Consider the following 17,352-nt stretch of genomic DNA (forward strand, 5'->3'; position numbering starts at 1 on the left):
GACACCGTCGGCTGAGCCCGTCCGGCGCTCCCGGCTATGCTCAGGCACCGCATCTGCGATCGACCGTTCTGGAGCACTTCCATGGCCCTCAAGATCACCGTGATCGGCACCGGCTATCTCGGCGCCACCCACGCAGCGGCCATGGCGGAACTGGGCTTCGAGGTGCTGGGCCTCGACATCGTGCCCGAGAAGGTCGAGATGCTCACGGCGGGCCGGGTGCCGCTGTACGAGCCGGGCCTGGAGGAACTGCTGCGGCGCCACACCGCGGGGATCGAGGGCGCCACCGGACGGCTGCGTTTCACCAGCTCCTACGAAGAGGCGGGTGAGTTCGGCGACGTCCACTTCATCTGCGTGAACACTCCGCAGAAGCACGGCGAGTACGCCTGTGACATGAGTTACGTGGACTCGGCCGTGGAGTCGCTCGCCCCGCATCTGCACCGCCCCACGCTGGTCGTGGGCAAGTCCACGGTGCCGGTCGGCAGCGCGGACCGGCTCGCGGCCCGGCTGGCCGAGCTGGCCCCGGTGGGCGCGGACGCCGAGCTCGCCTGGAACCCGGAGTTCCTGCGCGAGGGGTTCGCCGTCCAGGACACCCTGCGGCCGGACCGGATCGTGGTCGGCGTCGCCGGCGACCGGGCCGAGAAGCTGCTCCGCGAGGTGTACCAGAAGCCCATCGCCGAGGGCTCGCCCTTCGTGGTGACCGACTTCCCCACCGCCGAGCTGGTGAAGGCCGCGGCCAACTCCTTCCTGGCCACGAAGATCTCGTTCATCAACGCCATGGCCGAGGTCTGCGAGGCGGCCGGCGGCGATGTGGTCAAGCTCGCCGAGGCCATCGGCCACGACGAGCGCATCGGCAGGAAGTTCCTGCGGGCCGGTATCGGCTTCGGCGGCGGCTGCCTGCCCAAGGACATCCGGGCCTTCATGGCGCGCGCCGGTGAACTCGGCGCCGACCAGGCGCTGACCTTCCTCCGCGAGGTCGACTCGATCAACATGCGGCGCCGTGGCCATATGGTCGAGCTGGCCCGCGAGGCCGTCGGCGGCAGCTTCCTGGGCAAGCGGGTGGCGGTGCTGGGCGCGACCTTCAAGCCGGACTCCGACGACGTACGGGACTCGCCCGCGCTCAATGTGGCCGGTCAGATGCAGCTCCAGGGCGCCCAGGTCACCGTCTTCGACCCCAAGGGCATGGCGAACGCGCGGGCCCTCTTCCCGACCCTCGCCTACGCGGCCGACGCGACCGAGGCGGCGCGGGGCGCCCATGCGGTGCTGCACCTCACCGAGTGGCGCGAGTTCCGCGAGCTGGAGCCGGCGAGCCTGGGCGACGTGGTCGCCGAGCGCCGCATCCTCGACGGGCGCAACGCCCTGGACCCCGACCGCTGGCGCGAGGCCGGCTGGACCTACCGCGCCCTGGGCCGCCCCCTGGCCTGACCGCCAGCGGGTGCCTCGTGGTTTGAGCGGGTACCTCGTGGTCAACCCGGAACCGGACCACGAGGAGGAACCAATGGCTGTCGCCACACTGGACGTCGTCGTCATCGACTGCCCCGATCCCACCGCGCTCGCCCGCTTCTACCAGCAGGTGCTGGGCGGGGAGATCGAGAACGCGGGCCGCCGCTGGGTCGATCTCTTCCTGCCCGCCGGGCCCCGGCTGGCCTTCCAGGAGGCCCCGGACTTCCGCCCGCCGAGCTGGCCGTCGGAGGACGACTCGCAGCAGCTCCACCTCGATCTGCGGGTGACGGACATCGAGAGCGCCCAGGAACGGGTGCTGGAGCTGGGGGCGCGGGCGCTGGACCTCGACGACGACGGCGGGAAGCGGAACTTCAGGGTGTACGCCGACCCGGCCGGGCACCCCTTCTGCCTCATCCGCCCCTGAGCGGAGCGCGCCCGGCCGGGGAACGCGCCCGGCCCAGGCGCGCGCCTGGCCGGTCAGTGGCCGGGGCGGGTTCCGTCCAGCTCCTCGATCGTGGCGATGGACGGGCCGCGGGAGGTGCGCAGCCCCTGGGCCACCTCCTCGGCCGAGCGCACCGCGCGGACCGCGTTCTGCCAGGTCAGCTTGGCCAGGTCGGCCGGGGACCAGCGGCGGTCCAGGAGTTCGGCGACGAGGTTCGGATAGCCCGCGACATCGGCGAGCCCCTCGGGGGTGAAGGCGGTGCCGTCGAAGTCGCCGCCGATGCCGATGTGGTCGATGCCCGCCACCTCGCGCATGTGGTCGAGGTGGTCGGCGACGGTCGACACGGTGGCCAGGGGGCGCGGGTTGGCCTCCTCGAAGGCGCGCTGGACCTTCATCGCCGCGGGGGTCATCTCCAGCGGATGCAGTCCGTGGGCGCGCATGTTCTCGTCCGCCGCCCGGGTCCAGTCGACCGCCGCGGGCAGGACGAACTTCGGCACGAATGTGGCCATCGCCACACCGCCGTTGGCGGGCAGCAGCGCCAGCACATCGTCCGGGATGTTGCGCGGGTGGTCGCAGACGGCGCGCGCGGAGGAGTGCGAGAAGACCACGGGCGCCTCGGTCACCCGGAGCGCGTCCCGCATGGTGTCGGCCGAGACATGGGAGAGGTCGACCAGCATGCCGAGCCGGTTCATCTCGCGCACCACCTCCTCGCCGAAACGGGTGAGGCCGTGCGCCTTCGGTTCGTCGGTGGCCGAGTCCGCCCAGGGGACGTTGTCGTTGTGGGTGAGCGTCATGTAGCGCACGCCGAGCTCGTACAGGACGCGCAGGGTGGCCAGGGAGCAGTTGATGCTGTGGCCGCCCTCGGCGCCCATGAGGGAGGCGATCCGGCCCTCGGCCCGCGCCGCCTCCATGTCGTCGGCGGTGCGGGCGGGGCGCAGCTCGGCCGCGTACCGCTCGGTGAACCGCCGGACGACATCGATCTGTTCGAGGGTGGCGCTGACCGCCGTGTCGCCCTGGAAGTCGGAGCGCACGTACACCGACCAGAACTGGGCGCCCACACCGCCCGCCCGCAGCCGGGGGATGTCGGTGTGGGTGTACGCGCTCAGGTCGCCGGCGATGTCGCGCCGGGCGAGGTCGTAGCGGACCTGCTCGCGCAGGGCCCAGGGCAGATCGTTGTGACCGTCCACGATGGGGTGGGCGGCCAGCAGGTCACGGGCGTGCGCGAGGTGATCGGTCATCCTGCCATCTTGCAGTGCGACATGACCGAAGTCACGCGACGGACCTCACCGGCCTCAGGTGTACGGAGGCCGGACGCCCCTCACTTGCCGAAGCCGAAGGAGCCCGCCCCGTCCACCTTGGCGCGCAGCCGCTTGCCCTTCTCGGTGGCCTGCGCGTTGAGCTCGTCCTGGAACGCGCGCATCCGCGCCCGGAGACCGGCGTCGTGCGCGGCGAGGACGCGGGCGGCGAGCAGCCCCGCGTTCCGGGCGCCGCCGACCGAGACGGTGGCCACCGGAACCCCCGCGGGCATCTGGACGATCGACAGCAGCGAGTCCATGCCGTCGAGGTACTTCAGCGGTACGGGCACCCCGATGACCGGCAGCGGGGTGACGGAGGCGAGCATGCCCGGGAGATGGGCGGCGCCGCCCGCGCCCGCGATGATCGCCTTGAGGCCGCGGTCCGCCGCGTTCTCCCCGTAGGCGACCATCTCGCGCGGCATGCGGTGGGCCGAGACGACATCCACCTCGTAGGGGACCTCGAACTCGTCGAGGGCCTTGGCCGCTTCTTCCATGACGGGCCAGTCGGAGTCGGAGCCCATGACGATGCCGATCACAGGAGCGCTCATTCGGTGATGGTCCCTCGGAGGTAGTCGGCGGCGTGGCGGCCGCGCTCGCGCACATCGGCCAGGTCGTCGCCGTAGGTGTTGACGTGGCCGACCTTGCGTCCCGGCTTCACGTCCTTGCCATACATATGGATCTTGAGCGCCGGGTCGCGCGCCATGCAGTGCAGATACGGCGCGTACATGTCGGGGAAGTCGCCGCCGAGCACATTGGTCATCACGGTCCACGTCGCACGCGGCCGCGGATCGCCGAGCGGCAGGTCCAGCACGGCCCGCACATGGTTGGCGAACTGGGAGGTGACGGCGCCGTCCTGGGTCCAGTGACCGGAGTTGTGCGGGCGCATGGCCAGTTCATTGACCAGCAGCCGGCCGTCACGGGTCTCGAACAGCTCGACCGCGAGATGGCCGACCACCCCCAGCTCCGCCGCGATCTTCAGCGCCATCTCCTGCGCCTGGCCGGACAGCTCCTCGGACAGGCCGGGAGCCGGGGCGATCACGGTGTCACAGACCCCGTTCACCTGGATCGACTCCACGACGGGGTAGGCCACGGCCTGGCCGTGCGGGGACCGTACGACATTGGCGGCGAGCTCACGGGCGAAGTCGACCATCTCCTCGGCGAGGACGGGCACCCCGGCGCGGAACGGCTCGGCCGCCTCCGCCACCTCGCGGACGACCCATACGCCCTTGCCGTCGTAGCCGCCGCGCACCGTCTTCAGGACGACCGGGAAACCGTCACCCTCATCGGCGAACCGGGCGACGTCCTCGGGGTCGGCCACGATGCGGTGGCGGGGGCACGGCACACCGGCCTCGCGCAGCCGCTCCCGCATCACCCCCTTGTCCTGGGCGTGCCGCAGCGCCTCGACTCCGGGGCGGATGACCACGCCGTCCGCTTCCAGGGCCTGCAGATGCTCGGCCGGGACGTGCTCGTGGTCGAAGGTGACCACATCACAGCCTTGTGCGAACGCACGAAGGGTGTCCAGGTCGCGGTAGTCGCCGATGACGACATCGCTGACCACCTGGGCCGCCGAGTCCTGCGGGGTGTCACTGAGCAGCTTGAACCTGATGCCGAGGGGGATGCCCGCCTCGTGGGTCATACGGGCGAGCTGGCCGCCGCCGACCATGCCGACTACCGGGAATGTCACCCTCCCAGGGTAACTTCCCCGTTCGACCGCCCTGACCTGCGTTGGAGGAACCTCCAGATATCCGTACCGGTCTCCTGACGCGGCCTGAAGGGCACGGGCCACGGCCGCTGGTTAGCATGGGGGGATTGACGACGCCGACGGGACGGGGCTGAACGATCACCATGAGTGAGCGGAGCACACTCGGCGGGCTGCGTGCCCGGATGGGGCAACTGGCCCGCGAGATCGCGAAGTTCGGGGTGGTCGGCGGGGCCGGTGTCTTCGTCAATCTCGCGGTGTTCAACCTGGTGCGCAGCGTCACCGAACTGCCCGTGGTGCGGGCCAGCATCGTGGCGACGGTGGTCGCCACCGGCTTCAACTACGTGGGGTACCGGTACTTCACCTACCGGGACCGCGACAAGCAGGGCCGCACCAAGGAGCTCAGCCTCTTCCTGCTGTTCAGCGCCATCGGCCTGATCATCGAGAACGGTGTGCTCTACACCGCCACCTACGGCTTCGGGTGGGACGGCCCACTCCAGAGCAATGTGTTCAAGTTCGTCGGCATCGGCCTGGGCACCCTCTTCCGGTTCTGGTCCTACCGCACCTGGGTGTTCCGGACGCTGCCCGCACGGGATGCCGTCGAGCGGGCGGAGGCGTTCCTGTCCGAGGCGCCGCCCGCCCAGGCCGGCCGGAAGCAGCCGGTCCGCAAGTAGCCGGTGCGCAATCAGGGCCCGTCAGGGTCAGGAGTCCGGGGTTCAGGGCTCCGGGTGTTCCTCGGCCTCCCGGCTGAGGAAGAGCGCGAACACCGGCGGATACTGCTGGAGCAGCTCCAGCCGGCCGCCGTCCGCCTCCGCCAGGTCCCGGGCCACCGCGAGCCCCAGCCCGGTGGAGTTCCGTCCGCTGACCGTCCGCTCGAAGACCCGCGCCCCCAGGTCCGGCGCCACGCCGGGCCCCTCGTCGGAGACCTCCACCACGGCCTGGTTGCCGGTGACCCGGGTACGCAGCGCGACCGTACCGTCACCGTGCATCAGCGAGTTCTCGATCAGCGTCGCCAGCACCTGGGCGACCGCGCCCGGGGTGCCCACCGCGCGCAGCCCCTTCTTGCCCGAGCGCACGATGGCGCGGCCCTCGCTGCGCGAGGCCGGGCGCCACTCCTCGATCTGCTGCTTGACCACCTCGTCTAGATCGAAGGCGACCGCGGAGCCGCTGCGCGGATCGCGGGAGTTGGTCAGCAGCCGCTGGACGACGTCGGTGAGCCGCTCCACCTGGCCCAGCGCGATCGTCGCCTCCTCCTTGACCGTCTCCGGATCGTCGGTGAGCGTGATCTCCTCCAGCCGCATCGACAGCGCGGTCAGCGGCGTACGGAGCTGGTGCGAGGCGTCGGCGGCCAGCCGCCGCTCGGCGGTGAGCATCCGGGCGATGCGCTCGGCGCTCGAGTCCAGCACATCGGCGACCCGGTCCAGCTCCGGCACCCCGTAGCGCCGGTGGCGCGGCCGGGGGTCCCCGGAGCCCAGCCGCTCGGCGGTCTCCGCGAGGTCGGTGAGCGGGGCGGAGAGCCGGTGCGCCTGGCGTACGGCCAGGGCGACCGCGGCGAGCACAGCGAGCAGCGCGACCGCGAGGATGATCAGCATGGTGCGGCCGACCTCGCGGCTCACCGTGGAGCGGGACGCCTCGACCCGTACCACCTCGCCCTGCTCGCCCGTCTCCTGGGCGGAGATGACCTCGCCCGTGGGGCGCTTGCCGATCTCCACAGCGCGGTGGTCGGGCATCCTGATCACGGCGTAGCGGCCGGACTCGATCTGCTCGCGCAGCACCCGGGCGGTGACCCCCTCGCCGCCCAGCAACCTGCTGTCGACGATGCTGACCAGGCGTACGGCGTCGGAGCTCACGCTCTCCTTGGCACTGTTCTCGATGGTCCGCGTCTCGACGATGACCAGCGACAGGCCGAAGACGGCGATGACGACGAGCACCACGGCCAGCGTGGAGTTGATCAAGCGACGGCGCATGGCCCCACCGTGTCAGTCCTCGTCAGCTTTTCTCGAACCGGAAGCCGACACCGCGGACGGTGGCGATGTACCGGGGGTTGGCCGCATCGTCACCGAGCTTCTTGCGCAGCCAGGAGATGTGCATGTCGAGGGTTTTGGTGGAGGACCACCAGGTGGTGTCCCACACCTCGCGCATCAGCTGATCGCGGGTGACGACCCGCCCGGCGTCCCGCACCAGGACGCGCAGCAGATCGAACTCCTTGGCGGTCAGCTGGAGCTCCTCGTCACCCATCCAGGCGCGGTGCGACTCGACGTCGATCCGCACCCCGTGGGTGGCCGGCTGCTGTTGCTGCGTCTCGACGGCTCCGCGCCGCAGCAGCGCCCGCACCCGGGCGAGCAGCTCGGCGAGCCGGAACGGCTTGGTGACGTAGTCGTCCGCGCCGGCGTCCAGGCCGACCACCGTGTCCACCTCGTCCGCGCGGGCCGTGAGCACCAGCACCGGAAAGCCGTGGCCCTCGGTACGGAGCCGACGACAGACCTCGAGCCCGTCCATCCCCGGCAGGCCGAGGTCGAGGACGAGCAGGTCGACGCCTCCTTGCAGACCGGCGTCGAGCGCGGTGGGTCCGTCCTCCCGCACCTCGACCTCGTACCCCTCGCGGCGCAGGGCGCGGGCGAGCGGCTCCGAGATGGATGCGTCATCCTCGGCGAGCAGTACTCGGGTCATGGGGTGATGGTAGTCCGCCGAGGTCGGAGCACGGGGCGCGTGCCAGGTGACGGGCGCAGCACGGAAGGTGGCACACGCCACGCGTGAGGTATCTCTCACCGTACCCGGGAGTAGCAAGTACGTATCGTATGGTGAAACAACGTCTGTAGCACTCCTCCGGGGCCTTTGGCCGTGACGACGCGCCGAAGGTCTCTGTCGTGTCCGGAGGGACGAGGTCGGCACGACCGGCCCGCCCGCGCCGGCGCTCAGTCGCTCAGCCATCCCCCCACGGGCGCTGGCCCCGCTGGCAGCGCTCCCTGAGCACGCAAGGAAACCACCATGGCGTCCAGCCTGACGAAGGGCGCCACCGCGCAGGGGACCCCTGCCGGCGGCAAAACCTTCTTCGGCCACCCCCGCGGCCTGGCCACTCTCTTCATGATCGAGATGTGGGAGCGGTTCAGCTTCTACGGCATGCGGGCTCTCCTCGTCGTCTATCTGATCTCCGGCGGCCCCGACGCCAAGGTCGGTGGACAGGGCGGCGGGCTCGGGATGTCCGAGGGCAACGCGGTGGCCATCTACTCGGTCTACCTGGCCCTGGTCTATCTGCTGGCCATGCCCGGCGGCTGGTTCGGCGACCGGGTCTGGGGTCCGCGCAAGACCGTGGTCATCGCGTCCGGAGTCGTGATGGCCGGACACCTGGCGCTCTCCGTCCCCGGCGAGGCGACCTTCTTCGTGGGCCTCGGCCTGGTGGCGCTCGGCTCGGGTCTGATCAAGGCCAACATCTCGACGATGGTGGGCCAGCTCTACGACGGGCCGCAGGACCCGCGCCGGGACGGCGGCTTCACCCTCTTCTACATCGGCATCAACATCGGTGCCTTCGCCGCCCCGTTGGTGATCGGGACCGTCGGCCAGTCCTACAACTGGCACCTGGGCTTCGCGCTCGCCGCACTGGGCATGGCCCTGGGCCTGATCCAGTTCCTGATCGGCACCCGCCACCTGAGCCCGGAGAGCAGCACCGTCCCCACCCCGCTGGCGGCCGAGGAGCGCCGCTCCTGGCTGCGCAAGGCGATGATCTGGCTGATCGTCGCCGCGGTCTTCTACACCGGGGTGGCCCTCAGCGGCAGTTGGACGCTCAACTGGGTGCTGGTCCCGATCACCGTCCTGGGCCTGATCATCCCGACCGGGGTGCTGATCCGGATCAAGCGCGACCGGGATCTGTCGGCGGTCGAGCAGACCAAGGTGAGCGGCTACATCTGGTTCTTCGTGGCCGCCGCGGTGTTCTGGATGATCTACGACCAGGGCGGTTCGACGATGTCCGCCTTCGCGGACGCCAAGACCGCGGACACGATCTTCGGGCTGCACTTCCCGTCCTCGTGGTTCCAGTCGGTCAACCCGCTGATGATCATGGCGCTGGCCCCGATCTTCGCCTGGCTGTGGCTGTGGCTGGCGCGGCGCGACCGGGAGCCGAACACCACGGTGAAGTTCGCGATGGCCCTGGTCCTGATCGGTGCCTCGTTCTTCGTCTTCGTCGTGCCGATGGCGATGGCCGAGGACGGGACCAAGGTCAGCCCGCTGTGGCTGGTGTCGATCTACATGGTCCAGACGATGGGCGAGCTGTGCCTGTCGCCGGTCGGTCTGTCGGTGACCACCAAGATGGCGCCGGCGAAGTACGCCAGCCAGATGATGGGCGTGTGGTTCCTGGCCGTGACCGCGGGCGACTGCGTCACCGGGCTGCTGTCCATCGCCGGGGTCGACCTGAGCGGGGTCGGGGTGATCGCGCTGGAGGCGGCCCTGGCGGCGCTCGCGGGCTTCGCGGTCTTCATGTACCGGAAGAAGGTCGTGGCCTTGATGGCCGACGTCCACTGACGTCGACCCGGACCCGTGGGGCCCGGCGCGGGGAGACCGCGCCGGGCCTCGCGCATGTGCTCAGCGGGTGGTGCCGCGCAGTCTGCGCCACGGGGTGAGGACGAAGATGGCGCCGCCGAGCAGGACGGTGGTACCGGCGATCAGGGCGAGCGCCTTCAGCCCGCCGTGGTCGTTCGCACCGGTCTCGGCGAGACCGCCGCTGGTACCCGAGCCGCCGCTGCCCGAAGACCCGCCGGAGGTGTCGCCGCCGCTCGTGCCGCCGCTCGTGTCACCGCCGGTGGTGCCGCCGGGCTGACCCGTGGTGTCCAGTTCGAGCGAGACACCGGGGTCCTTGGACGGGGTGCACGTGGTGGTCGTACCGAGCGCCTTGACCGTCAGCACCCCCGGGGTGAGCGTCGACGTGCCCGTCGCACCCGGCTTGTAGGTGCCGGTGAGGTTGGGGATCTCCATCGGGTCGCCGGACTTGATGGGCTCCTTGTTGGTCGGCCCCTCCACAGCGACGGTGCCCTTGTCCGCACCGCCGACCTTGACGGCCATCGACGGCTTGACCGAATCGGCGGGGATGTCGGCCGGGCTGTCCATCACGGACTTGCCGAACTTCACGGTCAGATCGAAGTTCCCGCCGTTCTTGGTGGCGTTGATCTGGACCGGGGAGGTCGCGTTCTTGTCGCCGATGGGGGTCTTGCAGGCATAGGCGACCTGGACCTCCTTGCCGGTGAACGGGTCGTCCCCGCCGTCCCCGCCACCGGTGGTGCCGCTGGTCGTACCACTACTGCTTGTGCCGCTGGACGTGCCGCTCGTGGTGCCACTTGTCGTACCGCTGCTTGTGCCGCTGGTCGTGCCGCCCGAATCGTCGCCGTCGTCCGTCACCTTGATGGTCGCGGCGGCCTTGACGGCCTCCTTCGCCGAGCACTTGGTGTCCGTGGACAGCGGCTTGCTGACGTTGATGTTGTAGGCGCCGGGCGTCAGCGTCACCTCACCCGCCTTCGTGAGCTTCAGCTTCCCTTTCATGTCGGAGAGCTTCATCTCAGCGCCCTTGGGGATCGCCGGGTTCTCCCGCGGCCCCTCCAGGGACAGCTCACCGGTCTGGGCGCCGCCCACCGTGATGGTGCCGGTCGGCAGCACGGTATTGGCCTCCAGGTCGAGGATCGGCGGGTTCGTGGAGGCGGCCTTTACCGTCTTCCACACCACCTCGACCTCATCGCCGACCTTGGCCGTCTCCGGTGCCGTCACGGCCACCGTCGTGGTGCCCTCCACCGGGGGCAGGCCCGAGATGGCGGGCGGTATGCACTCGGTCTGGTACGAGACCTCGGCGCCCTGCGCGGTGCCCGCGCCGAGCAGCACGCCCCCACCGCCGAGCAGCAGCGCGACGGCGGCCGCACTCACTCTTCGTCGCATCTCACGTGGTTCCTTTCGGAGTCGGTCGGATCTCCTCGGACGGTGCGGAAATCTGGTGGTGCGTCCGGGTATCCGGCGCCGTGTCCGGGGTGAACCAGGGCAGCGCCGGACCCGCGCCGTTGGCCGGGGTGGGGGCGGGGGCCGAGGCCGGGACGGCGGGCGTACGGGGCCGTACCTTGTCCACGACGGCCATGCCGATCCGGAAGACCGCCGCCGGGACCACCACGCACAGCAGGACCCAGAAGAGCGTGACGCCCCAGGGCCGTCCCACCGCCCACGGCTGTTCGACGAGCAGCTTGGCGCCGTAGCGCAGCGAGACCTGATAGTGGCCATGGGCCCCGGCCGACAGTTCGACGTCCAGCTTGACCTGCGCCTTCTTTCCCGGCTGGATGGTCCCCCGCCATCGCTGCTCCTCCCAGGAGGGGGCGAAGACGCCGTGCGAGGTGCCCACCTCGAAGACCGGATCGCGGGCCGGGGTCGAGCCGAGATTGCCGACGGTGACCACGAGCCGTCGCCTCGGCGGCGCGCCGAACCAGGTCAGCAGCCCGCTGGAGCCGTCGAGCCGGGCCGAGAGCACGCTCAGCCGCTCGCCTCCGGTCCGCTCCTTCGGCAGCGGCGCCACCGGGTGCCCGGCGACCTTGAACGTCACGTCCGCGGCGGCGGCCGCACCGGTGACGGTCGCTATGTGGATGACGCAGGGGCAGGGTTCGGGCGGCTCGGCGACCGGCAGCTTCTTGGTGAAGCTGCCGTCCGCGCCGACGGTGACCGCCCTGCCGTCACCGTTGGCGCAGGAGTTGGTGCCGCCGATCATGTTCTGTCCGCAGATGAGCAGGGTGAGCAGGGCGCGCGGCCGCCATCGTGCGCCGGTCACGGTGACCGTGCCGCCCGTGCCCGCCTCGGCCTTGGAGACCTTCGCGGTCGGGCCCTCGGCGGCCGCGGCGCCGCCCGTAAGGGGCGCACCGAGGGTGAGGAGGACCAGGGCGAGCACGGTGAGCACGGCGGGGGGCCGGGCCGGGGTGGCTCCGTATCGACATGCCTTCACGTGGTCGCTCCTGCCCCTGTGCGCTGCGGTCGCGGTCGCGGGGTGCGGCGCCGTCTCCGCCGCCGGCGCAGCAGCCAGGCGCCCGCGCCGCCGCCCGCACCCGCCAGGACGGCCGCCGCCGGGGCGAGCGTCCACCAGGGGACGGCGGTGTAGCCGGCGGTCGCGGTGGCGTGCGCGCCCCCGCCCGCGGTGACCGTGAGCCGCACGTCCACCGAGTCGAGGGCGGGCGGGTCCGGCCAGCTCTCGGTGAGCCGCACCCGTGTGCCCGGCTGAAGTTCGACCGGGAGGGTGCGGGGTTTCCGGCGCAGCACCTGGCCGAAGAGCCCGTCGGCGCGTACGGCCAGCCGCGGGGTCAGCACGGTGTTGCCGCGGTTGACGAGGGCGTAGCGGATGGCCGCCCCGCTGCCGCGGCCCTGGACGGTCACGTCCTCGACGGAGAGCGCGGACAGCGTCGCCCCGCTGATCCGCAGCCGCAGCCGCACCGCGATCTCGCGGCCGCCGGAGGAGACCAGGACCTTGCCGGGGCGTTCGCCGGGCACCGCGTCGGACGGGACGGTGACGGTGAAGGGAATGTCGGCGCGGGTGCGGGGCGGCACCGTCACCCGCTGTTCGGCGAGCGCGATCCGGGTGCCGTCGGCACCGCGCAGCCGGACGGTGCGGGGGCGCTCGCTCCGGTTGGTGACCGAAAGCTTGTCCTCGAGGACGGCGCCGGGCCCGCCTTCGAGGTAGATGTACGGCCGGTCGTCCGCGCCCGGTGCGCCCGCGCCGCCGGCGGCGGGCGCCGCCGACCAGTCGGGGCCGGCGGCGGCAGCCGTGGCGGGCCAGGCCAGCAGGGACGCGGCGAGCAGGGCCGGGACGGATACGCGGACGACCGCGGGGATGACCGCGCGGACGGCCGGACGGACGACTGCGGGGATGACCGCACGGACGGCAAGGCGGCTGGCTGCACGGATACGCGGCGGCATCGGCGGCTCCTCGGATGCCGCGGGACTAGCGCGCGGGCCGCTGACGGCGGGTCAGCCAGAGCGCTCCGGCCACGCCCGCGAGCAGCACGGTGCCGCCGAGGGTGCCGAGCGCGACGGCGGAGTCCGCCGGTCCGGTCTGTGGCAGCTCATCGTTCGAGCCGCCCTGCTCACCGCCGGAACCGCCCGAACTCGTACCGCCCGAACTCGTACCGCCCGAACTCGTACCGCCCGTACTGTCCGAGCCGCCGGTGGAACCGGAGTCTCCGCCGCCGCCCGCGGCCTTGACGTCCAGCGTCAGCGAGGGCTTGGGGCTGTTGCCCGGGGTGCAGGTCGTGGTCGTGCCCAGCGCCTTGATGGTGAGGGTCGAGGCGGTGAACGTGACCTTTCCGCTCTTCTTGGGGGTGTAGGTACCCGACAGGTCACTGATCTTGATCGGGGTGTTGGCGGGGATGGCCTTGTCGTTGGCGGGCCCCGACACGGACACCGTTCCGCTCTCCGCACCGCCCAGTTTGATGAGCGCACTGGGGTGCATGGCGCCCTTACCGAGCTCGACGGGGCTGGAGGAGACGCCCTTCTGGAAGGACATCGTGAGCTTGTAGGCGTCGCCACTCGCGACGCTTTTGATGTCGATGGGCGATACGGCGCTTTTATCGCCGATCGGCGTCTTGCACTGGTAGTCGACGTCCACGGTGTCGGCGTGCGCGGCCGGGGCGGTGAGGAGTACCACGGAGCCGGCCAGGGCCGCCGCGAGCGTGAGGGCGCCGCCACGGCCGGCCGGGCGGCGTTGGTTGCGGGACACCACGAGATCCCTTCTCGTCAAGCGCCGCAGCCGAATGTAACTGACGGCACATCAGATGGGGCGCTGACGGTACGCCGGGGACCTTGTCAAGGGAAGACAAAGAACACGCCGGATCGGCGTGCGGTGGGCCGCGCCCGGGGGCGCGCGGCGCCAATACGGTGGGGCCGAGGCCGCGCTCTTCAGCCCGGCGCGGCGAGTTCGGCCCAGACCGTCTTGCCCGATCCGTCCACGTTGCGCACGACTCCCCAGTCGAGGCACAGCCGCTGCACGATGAACATGCCGTGCCCGCCGGGGCGTCCGGCGCGGTGCGGGGTGCGCGGCGCGGGCGTACCGGTGCCGAGGTCCACCACTTCGAGGCGGAGCATTTTGGCGTTGCAGCTGACGCGCAGCTCCTCGGGGCCGTCGGCGTGCAGACAGGCGTTGGTGACCAGCTCGGAGACGACGAGCAGGACGTCCTCGGCGGCGGCCCGCTGGTCGGCGGTGGCGGCCGGAAGCCACCCCCAGTCACGCAGCGCCTGGCGCGTGAAGTCGCGGGCGCGCGGCACGGCTCCGCTGGCTCCGATCAGATGGAGTCTGCGGATCTGGCGGATAGGGCCGGCGGTCGTGGTTGCCGGTGGGGAGGCCGAAGCGGCGGGGCCGTCCGGGTCCGGGCCGCGGTCGCCCGGCGGGTACGGCCGGGTGGTGCTCATCAGCGCTTCACCTCACCGATTCACCGATTCAGGGACAAGGGATACCTGATCTCTTCAACAGTTTCAGCCTGTCTCCTGCCCGGCCATAGCGTGAGAACACCCACTACTTCCGCGTCGTCGATGTGACGCAGGCAACGCGCCGATGACGCACCGATGACACGCCGGAAACAGGAATGGCTTACTTCACTCGACAAGCGCCGCGTCAAGCGTCTCGTGAACCGTAAAGACGGCGTCCGCGCCCGTGATCTCGAACACGCGAGCAACGATGGGCAGCATCCCGGCCAGATGGACCCCGCCGCCTTCGGCCTCGGCCTTGAGCCGCGCGCCGAGGAGGACGTTGAGCCCCGTGGAGTCACAGAACTCCAGCTTCGAGCAGTCCACCACCAGCCGGACACGTCCCCCCTCCACGCACTTCTCGAGCGGCTCGCGCAGCACTTCGGCGGTGTGGTGATCCAACTCACCCGCCGGCGTGACGACCGCACTCGCCCCATGGTGCCGAACCTCGACCTGGAGTCGGCCTTTGCTGGCGCTGCCGACCATCCCGCGGTCCATCTGCGCACCTCTTCTGGCGTCTCGTTGCTTTCGATTGCGCGCATCGAACCCTACGCCTTCTACCCGGTCCTCTGGTAGCCGAACATTTCGCATAGTTCGGCAAATATGGACAACGTGGACTTGCCACTTGGTGGCCGTTGCAGGTAGGCGTAGAGAGACACACCCGCTTACGGCCCGGCTTTGGAGGCGCCGCTCACCGGAGCAGCACGTTATGGCACCGGCAGCCATATGCCGAGAACGATGGAGGAGACTATGTCACCCCGCCTCGACGACACGCGTACCGAACCCTCGGGGAGTACCCGGACCACCGTCTCGTCGACCCCCCTGCCCGAGCAGTTCGTACCCGACATGGACGTCCAGGCGACCGTCGGCCACCTCTTCGAGGAACTGCCGGAATTGTCCGATCTGCCGGAGATACCCCCGTATGACACGGTGGCACCGGTGGACGCGAGGGCGCTGTCCAAGACCCTCTTCGAACGCCTCGAGGTGCTGGAAGAAGGCACCCACGAGTACGCCTATGTGCGTAACACCCTGGTCGAGCTCAACTTGGCGCTGGTCAAGTTCGCCGCCTCCCGGTTCCGCTCCCGCAGCGAGCCGATGGAGGACATCATCCAGGTCGGCACCATCGGCCTGATCAAGGCCATCGACCGCTTCGAACTCGGCCGCGGCGTCGAGTTCCCCACCTTCGCGATGCCGACCATCGTCGGTGAGATCAAGCGCTTCTTCCGCGACACCAGCTGGTCGGTGCGCGTGCCGAGGCGGCTCCAGGAGCTCCGGCTCGACCTGGCCAAGGCCGGTGACGAACTGGCGCAGCGGCTCGACCGCGCGCCCACCGTCAACGAGTTGGCCGAGCGGCTGGACATCACCCAGGCAGAGGTCGTCGAGGGCATGGCCGCGAGCAACGCGTACACCGCGAGCTCGCTGGACGCCCAGCCCGAGGAGGACGACTCCGAGGGAGCGCTGGCGGACCGGATCGGCTACGAGGACCACGGGCTCGAGGGCATCGAGTACGTCGAGTCCCTGAAGCCGCTGATCGCCGACCTGCCCGCACGCGACCGGAAGATCCTCTCCCTGCGCTTCGTGGCGAACATGACGCAGTCGGAGATCGGCGAGGAGCTGGGCATCTCCCAGATGCATGTCTCGCGGCTGCTGTCGCGCACCCTCCGTCGGCTCCGCAAGGGACTGATGATCGAGGAGTGACGCCTCCGCAGACGGATAAGGGCCCGCCCCCTACCGGGACGGGCCCTTATCCGTGCGCGCTCCGTGCCGCGCTGCCGGGGCGTCAGACCAGGGTGCCGTGCTGCCAGACCGCCGAGACCAGGGGGACGCCGGGGCGGTAGGCGAGGTGCACATGCGAGGGGGCGTCCAGCAGCGCCAGATCGGCGCGGGCGCCCGGACTCACCCGGCCCACATCGGTACGGCGCAGGGCCCGCGCCCCACCGGCCGTGGCGGCCCATACGGCCTCGTCGGGGGTCATCCCCATGTCCCGTACCGCCAGGGCGATACAGAACGGCATGGAGCTGGTGAAGGACGAGCCCGGGTTGCAGTCGGGGGACAGGGCGACCGTGACGCCCGCGTCGAGCAGCCGGCGCGCGTCCGGATAGACCGAGCGGGTGGAGAACTCCGCCCCGGGCAGCAGGGTGGCGACCGTCTCCCCCTGGGCCAGCGCGTCGACGTCGGCGTCGGTCAGATGGGTGCAGTGGTCGGCGGAGGCGGCGCCGAGCTCCACCGCCAGCCGCACCCCGGGGCCGTGCGAGAGCTGGTTGGCATGGACCCGTGGGGTCAGCCCGCGCTCCTTGCCCGCGGTCAGGATGGCGCGGGCCTGATCGCCGTCGAAGGCGCCCTGCTCGCAGAAGACGTCGATCCAGCGGGCGTGCGGGGCGCAGGCGTCCAGCATGGGACCGGTGACCAGATCCACGTAGCCGGCCGGGTCGTCGGCGAACTCGGGGGCGACGATATGCGCCCCGAGGAAGGTCACCTCGTCGGTGTGGGCCCCGGCGATGGTCAGGGCGCGGGCCTCGTCCTGCGAGGTCAGCCCGTAGCCGGACTTGATCTCGACGGTCGTGGTGCCCTGGCGGCGCGCCTCGGCCACATAGCGGCCGACGTTGGCGTGCAGCACGTTGTTCGAGGCGGCGCGGGTGGCGGCGACGGTGGTGCGGATGCCGCCGGCGCTGTACGGGCGGCCGGACATCCGGGCGTTGAACTCCTCGGTCCGGTCGCCCGCGAAGACCAGATGGGAGTGGGAGTCCACGAAGCCCGGGATGGCCGCCCGGCCTCCGGCGTCGACCCGGTTGTCGGTGGCGGGTGCTTTGCTTGTCCCACCGACCCAGGCGACGCGGTCGCCGTCGATCACGACGGCCGCGTCCCGGATCAGGCCGAGGGGGCCGTCACCGAGGGAGGGGTCATTGGTGACCAGAGCGGCGATGTTGGTGATGGCGGTCGTGGGCGTGGCGGTCGTCGCGGTCGTCATGGTGCGGGCGTTCTCCTTCGTCGGCCGGGGCGGTTTCGTCGGCCGG

17 protein-coding genes are annotated in these 17,352 nt (G+C 70.9%); 5 read left to right on the forward strand and 12 right to left on the reverse strand.

Annotated elements, in window-relative coordinates; all coding sequences use genetic code 11:
* Nucleotides 1-81: 81 nt before the first annotated feature.
* The gene (locus PS467_RS17495) at nt 82-1,422 is read left to right on the forward strand and encodes a UDP-glucose dehydrogenase family protein (RefSeq protein WP_268972493.1); all 1,341 of its coding nucleotides are present in this window, start codon (nt 82-84) and stop codon (nt 1,420-1,422) included.
* A gap of 73 nt (nt 1,423-1,495) precedes the next feature.
* Entirely contained in the window at nt 1,496-1,864 is a 369-nt protein-coding gene (locus PS467_RS17500) for a VOC family protein (RefSeq protein ID WP_311036078.1), read from the forward strand.
* A gap of 53 nt (nt 1,865-1,917) precedes the next feature.
* Here the strand turns inward: PS467_RS17500 and PS467_RS17505 are convergent, their stop codons facing one another.
* The 3 genes from PS467_RS17505 to PS467_RS17515 form a co-directional block, all read right to left on the reverse strand.
* The gene (locus PS467_RS17505; protein ID WP_311036079.1) at nt 1,918-3,120 is read right to left on the reverse strand and encodes a dipeptidase; all 1,203 of its coding nucleotides are present in this window, start codon (nt 3,118-3,120) and stop codon (nt 1,918-1,920) included.
* Nucleotides 3,121-3,200: 80 nt separating this feature from the next.
* Nucleotides 3,201-3,725, reverse strand: a complete 525-nt coding sequence (gene purE / locus PS467_RS17510; RefSeq protein ID WP_311036080.1) for a 5-(carboxyamino)imidazole ribonucleotide mutase — start codon at nt 3,723-3,725, stop codon at nt 3,201-3,203.
* Nucleotides 3,722-4,861 (reverse strand): 5-(carboxyamino)imidazole ribonucleotide synthase, encoded by a 1,140-nt coding sequence (locus PS467_RS17515; RefSeq protein ID WP_311036081.1) that lies wholly within the window; start codon nt 4,859-4,861, stop codon nt 3,722-3,724. Before PS467_RS17515 ends, purE begins: the two co-directional genes overlap by 4 nt.
* A 161-nt stretch (nt 4,862-5,022) precedes the next feature.
* On the opposite strand from PS467_RS17515, the gene PS467_RS17520 reads away from it, so the two are divergent.
* Entirely contained in the window at nt 5,023-5,550 is a 528-nt protein-coding gene (locus PS467_RS17520) for a GtrA family protein (protein ID WP_311036082.1), read from the forward strand.
* 42 nt (nt 5,551-5,592) lie between these two features.
* Here PS467_RS17520 and PS467_RS17525 read toward each other — a convergent pair whose 3' ends face one another.
* Both PS467_RS17525 and PS467_RS17530 read right to left on the reverse strand, forming a co-directional pair.
* Nucleotides 5,593-6,843, reverse strand: a complete 1,251-nt coding sequence (locus PS467_RS17525; RefSeq protein ID WP_311036083.1) for a sensor histidine kinase — start codon at nt 6,841-6,843, stop codon at nt 5,593-5,595.
* A gap of 22 nt (nt 6,844-6,865) precedes the next feature.
* The gene (locus PS467_RS17530) at nt 6,866-7,546 is read right to left on the reverse strand and encodes a response regulator transcription factor (protein WP_014061218.1); all 681 of its coding nucleotides are present in this window, start codon (nt 7,544-7,546) and stop codon (nt 6,866-6,868) included.
* A 318-nt stretch (nt 7,547-7,864) separates the two neighbouring features.
* Between PS467_RS17530 and PS467_RS17535 the strand changes: the two genes are divergently transcribed.
* A complete protein-coding gene (locus PS467_RS17535) occupies nt 7,865-9,391 on the forward strand; it encodes a peptide MFS transporter (RefSeq protein WP_311036084.1) in 1,527 nt (508 codons plus the stop codon).
* Between the two features lie 60 nt (nt 9,392-9,451).
* Here the strand turns inward: PS467_RS17535 and PS467_RS17540 are convergent, their stop codons facing one another.
* The 6 genes from PS467_RS17540 to PS467_RS17565 all read right to left on the reverse strand — a co-directional run bounded on the left by PS467_RS17540 (nt 9,452) and on the right by PS467_RS17565 (nt 14,836).
* Complete coding sequence (locus tag PS467_RS17540) at nt 9,452-10,789, reverse strand: hypothetical protein (RefSeq protein ID WP_311036085.1); 1,338 nt, start codon at nt 10,787-10,789, stop codon at nt 9,452-9,454.
* Between the two features lies 1 nt (nt 10,790).
* A complete protein-coding gene (locus PS467_RS17545) occupies nt 10,791-11,831 on the reverse strand; it encodes a hypothetical protein (protein WP_311036086.1) in 1,041 nt (346 codons plus the stop codon).
* Entirely contained in the window at nt 11,828-12,796 is a 969-nt protein-coding gene (locus PS467_RS17550) for a COG1470 family protein (RefSeq protein ID WP_311036087.1), read from the reverse strand. The genes PS467_RS17545 and PS467_RS17550 overlap by 4 nt, the downstream gene beginning before the upstream one ends.
* Before the next feature lie 25 nt (nt 12,797-12,821).
* Complete coding sequence (locus PS467_RS17555; RefSeq protein ID WP_311036088.1) at nt 12,822-13,598, reverse strand: LPXTG cell wall anchor domain-containing protein; 777 nt, start codon at nt 13,596-13,598, stop codon at nt 12,822-12,824.
* Between the two features lie 176 nt (nt 13,599-13,774).
* The gene (locus PS467_RS17560; RefSeq protein ID WP_311036089.1) at nt 13,775-14,284 is read right to left on the reverse strand and encodes an ATP-binding protein; all 510 of its coding nucleotides are present in this window, start codon (nt 14,282-14,284) and stop codon (nt 13,775-13,777) included.
* Between the two features lie 183 nt (nt 14,285-14,467).
* A complete protein-coding gene (locus tag PS467_RS17565; RefSeq protein WP_030837180.1) occupies nt 14,468-14,836 on the reverse strand; it encodes an STAS domain-containing protein in 369 nt (122 codons plus the stop codon).
* Nucleotides 14,837-15,088: 252 nt separating this feature from the next.
* Between PS467_RS17565 and PS467_RS17570 the strand changes: the two genes are divergently transcribed.
* Complete coding sequence (locus tag PS467_RS17570; protein ID WP_311036090.1) at nt 15,089-16,036, forward strand: RNA polymerase sigma factor SigF; 948 nt, start codon at nt 15,089-15,091, stop codon at nt 16,034-16,036.
* An 82-nt stretch (nt 16,037-16,118) separates the two neighbouring features.
* On the opposite strand, the gene hutI is transcribed toward PS467_RS17570, so the two are convergent.
* Nucleotides 16,119-17,306: an imidazolonepropionase gene (hutI, locus tag PS467_RS17575; protein ID WP_268972508.1), complete on the reverse strand. Its 1,188-nt coding sequence runs from the start codon at nt 17,304-17,306 to the stop codon at nt 16,119-16,121.
* Nucleotides 17,307-17,352 lie beyond the last annotated feature (46 nt).

Origin of the sequence: Streptomyces luomodiensis (assembly GCF_031679605.1) — a bacterium.
GTDB lineage: Bacteria > Actinomycetota > Actinomycetes > Streptomycetales > Streptomycetaceae > Streptomyces > Streptomyces luomodiensis.

Coding starts and splice junctions, on each gene's coding strand:
- PS467_RS17495 (WP_268972493.1), top strand. CDS start 82: ATGGCCCTCAAGATCACCGTGATCGGCACCGGCTATCTCGGCGCCACC.
- PS467_RS17505 (WP_311036079.1), bottom strand. CDS start 3,120: ATGACCGATCACCTCGCGCACGCCCGTGACCTGCTGGCCGCCCACCCC.
- hutI (WP_268972508.1), bottom strand. CDS start 17,306: ATGACGACCGCGACGACCGCCACGCCCACGACCGCCATCACCAACATC.
- PS467_RS17565 (WP_030837180.1), bottom strand. CDS start 14,836: ATGGACCGCGGGATGGTCGGCAGCGCCAGCAAAGGCCGACTCCAGGTC.
- PS467_RS17550 (WP_311036087.1), bottom strand. CDS start 12,796: ATGCCGCCGCGTATCCGTGCAGCCAGCCGCCTTGCCGTCCGTGCGGTC.
- PS467_RS17530 (WP_014061218.1), bottom strand. CDS start 7,546: ATGACCCGAGTACTGCTCGCCGAGGATGACGCATCCATCTCGGAGCCG.
- PS467_RS17525 (WP_311036083.1), bottom strand. CDS start 6,843: ATGCGCCGTCGCTTGATCAACTCCACGCTGGCCGTGGTGCTCGTCGTC.
- PS467_RS17520 (WP_311036082.1), top strand. CDS start 5,023: ATGAGTGAGCGGAGCACACTCGGCGGGCTGCGTGCCCGGATGGGGCAA.
- PS467_RS17535 (WP_311036084.1), top strand. CDS start 7,865: ATGGCGTCCAGCCTGACGAAGGGCGCCACCGCGCAGGGGACCCCTGCC.
- PS467_RS17500 (WP_311036078.1), top strand. CDS start 1,496: ATGGCTGTCGCCACACTGGACGTCGTCGTCATCGACTGCCCCGATCCC.
- PS467_RS17540 (WP_311036085.1), bottom strand. CDS start 10,789: ATGCGACGAAGAGTGAGTGCGGCCGCCGTCGCGCTGCTGCTCGGCGGT.
- PS467_RS17570 (WP_311036090.1), top strand. CDS start 15,089: ATGTCACCCCGCCTCGACGACACGCGTACCGAACCCTCGGGGAGTACC.
- PS467_RS17560 (WP_311036089.1), bottom strand. CDS start 14,284: ATGAGCACCACCCGGCCGTACCCGCCGGGCGACCGCGGCCCGGACCCG.
- purE (WP_311036080.1), bottom strand. CDS start 3,725: ATGAGCGCTCCTGTGATCGGCATCGTCATGGGCTCCGACTCCGACTGG.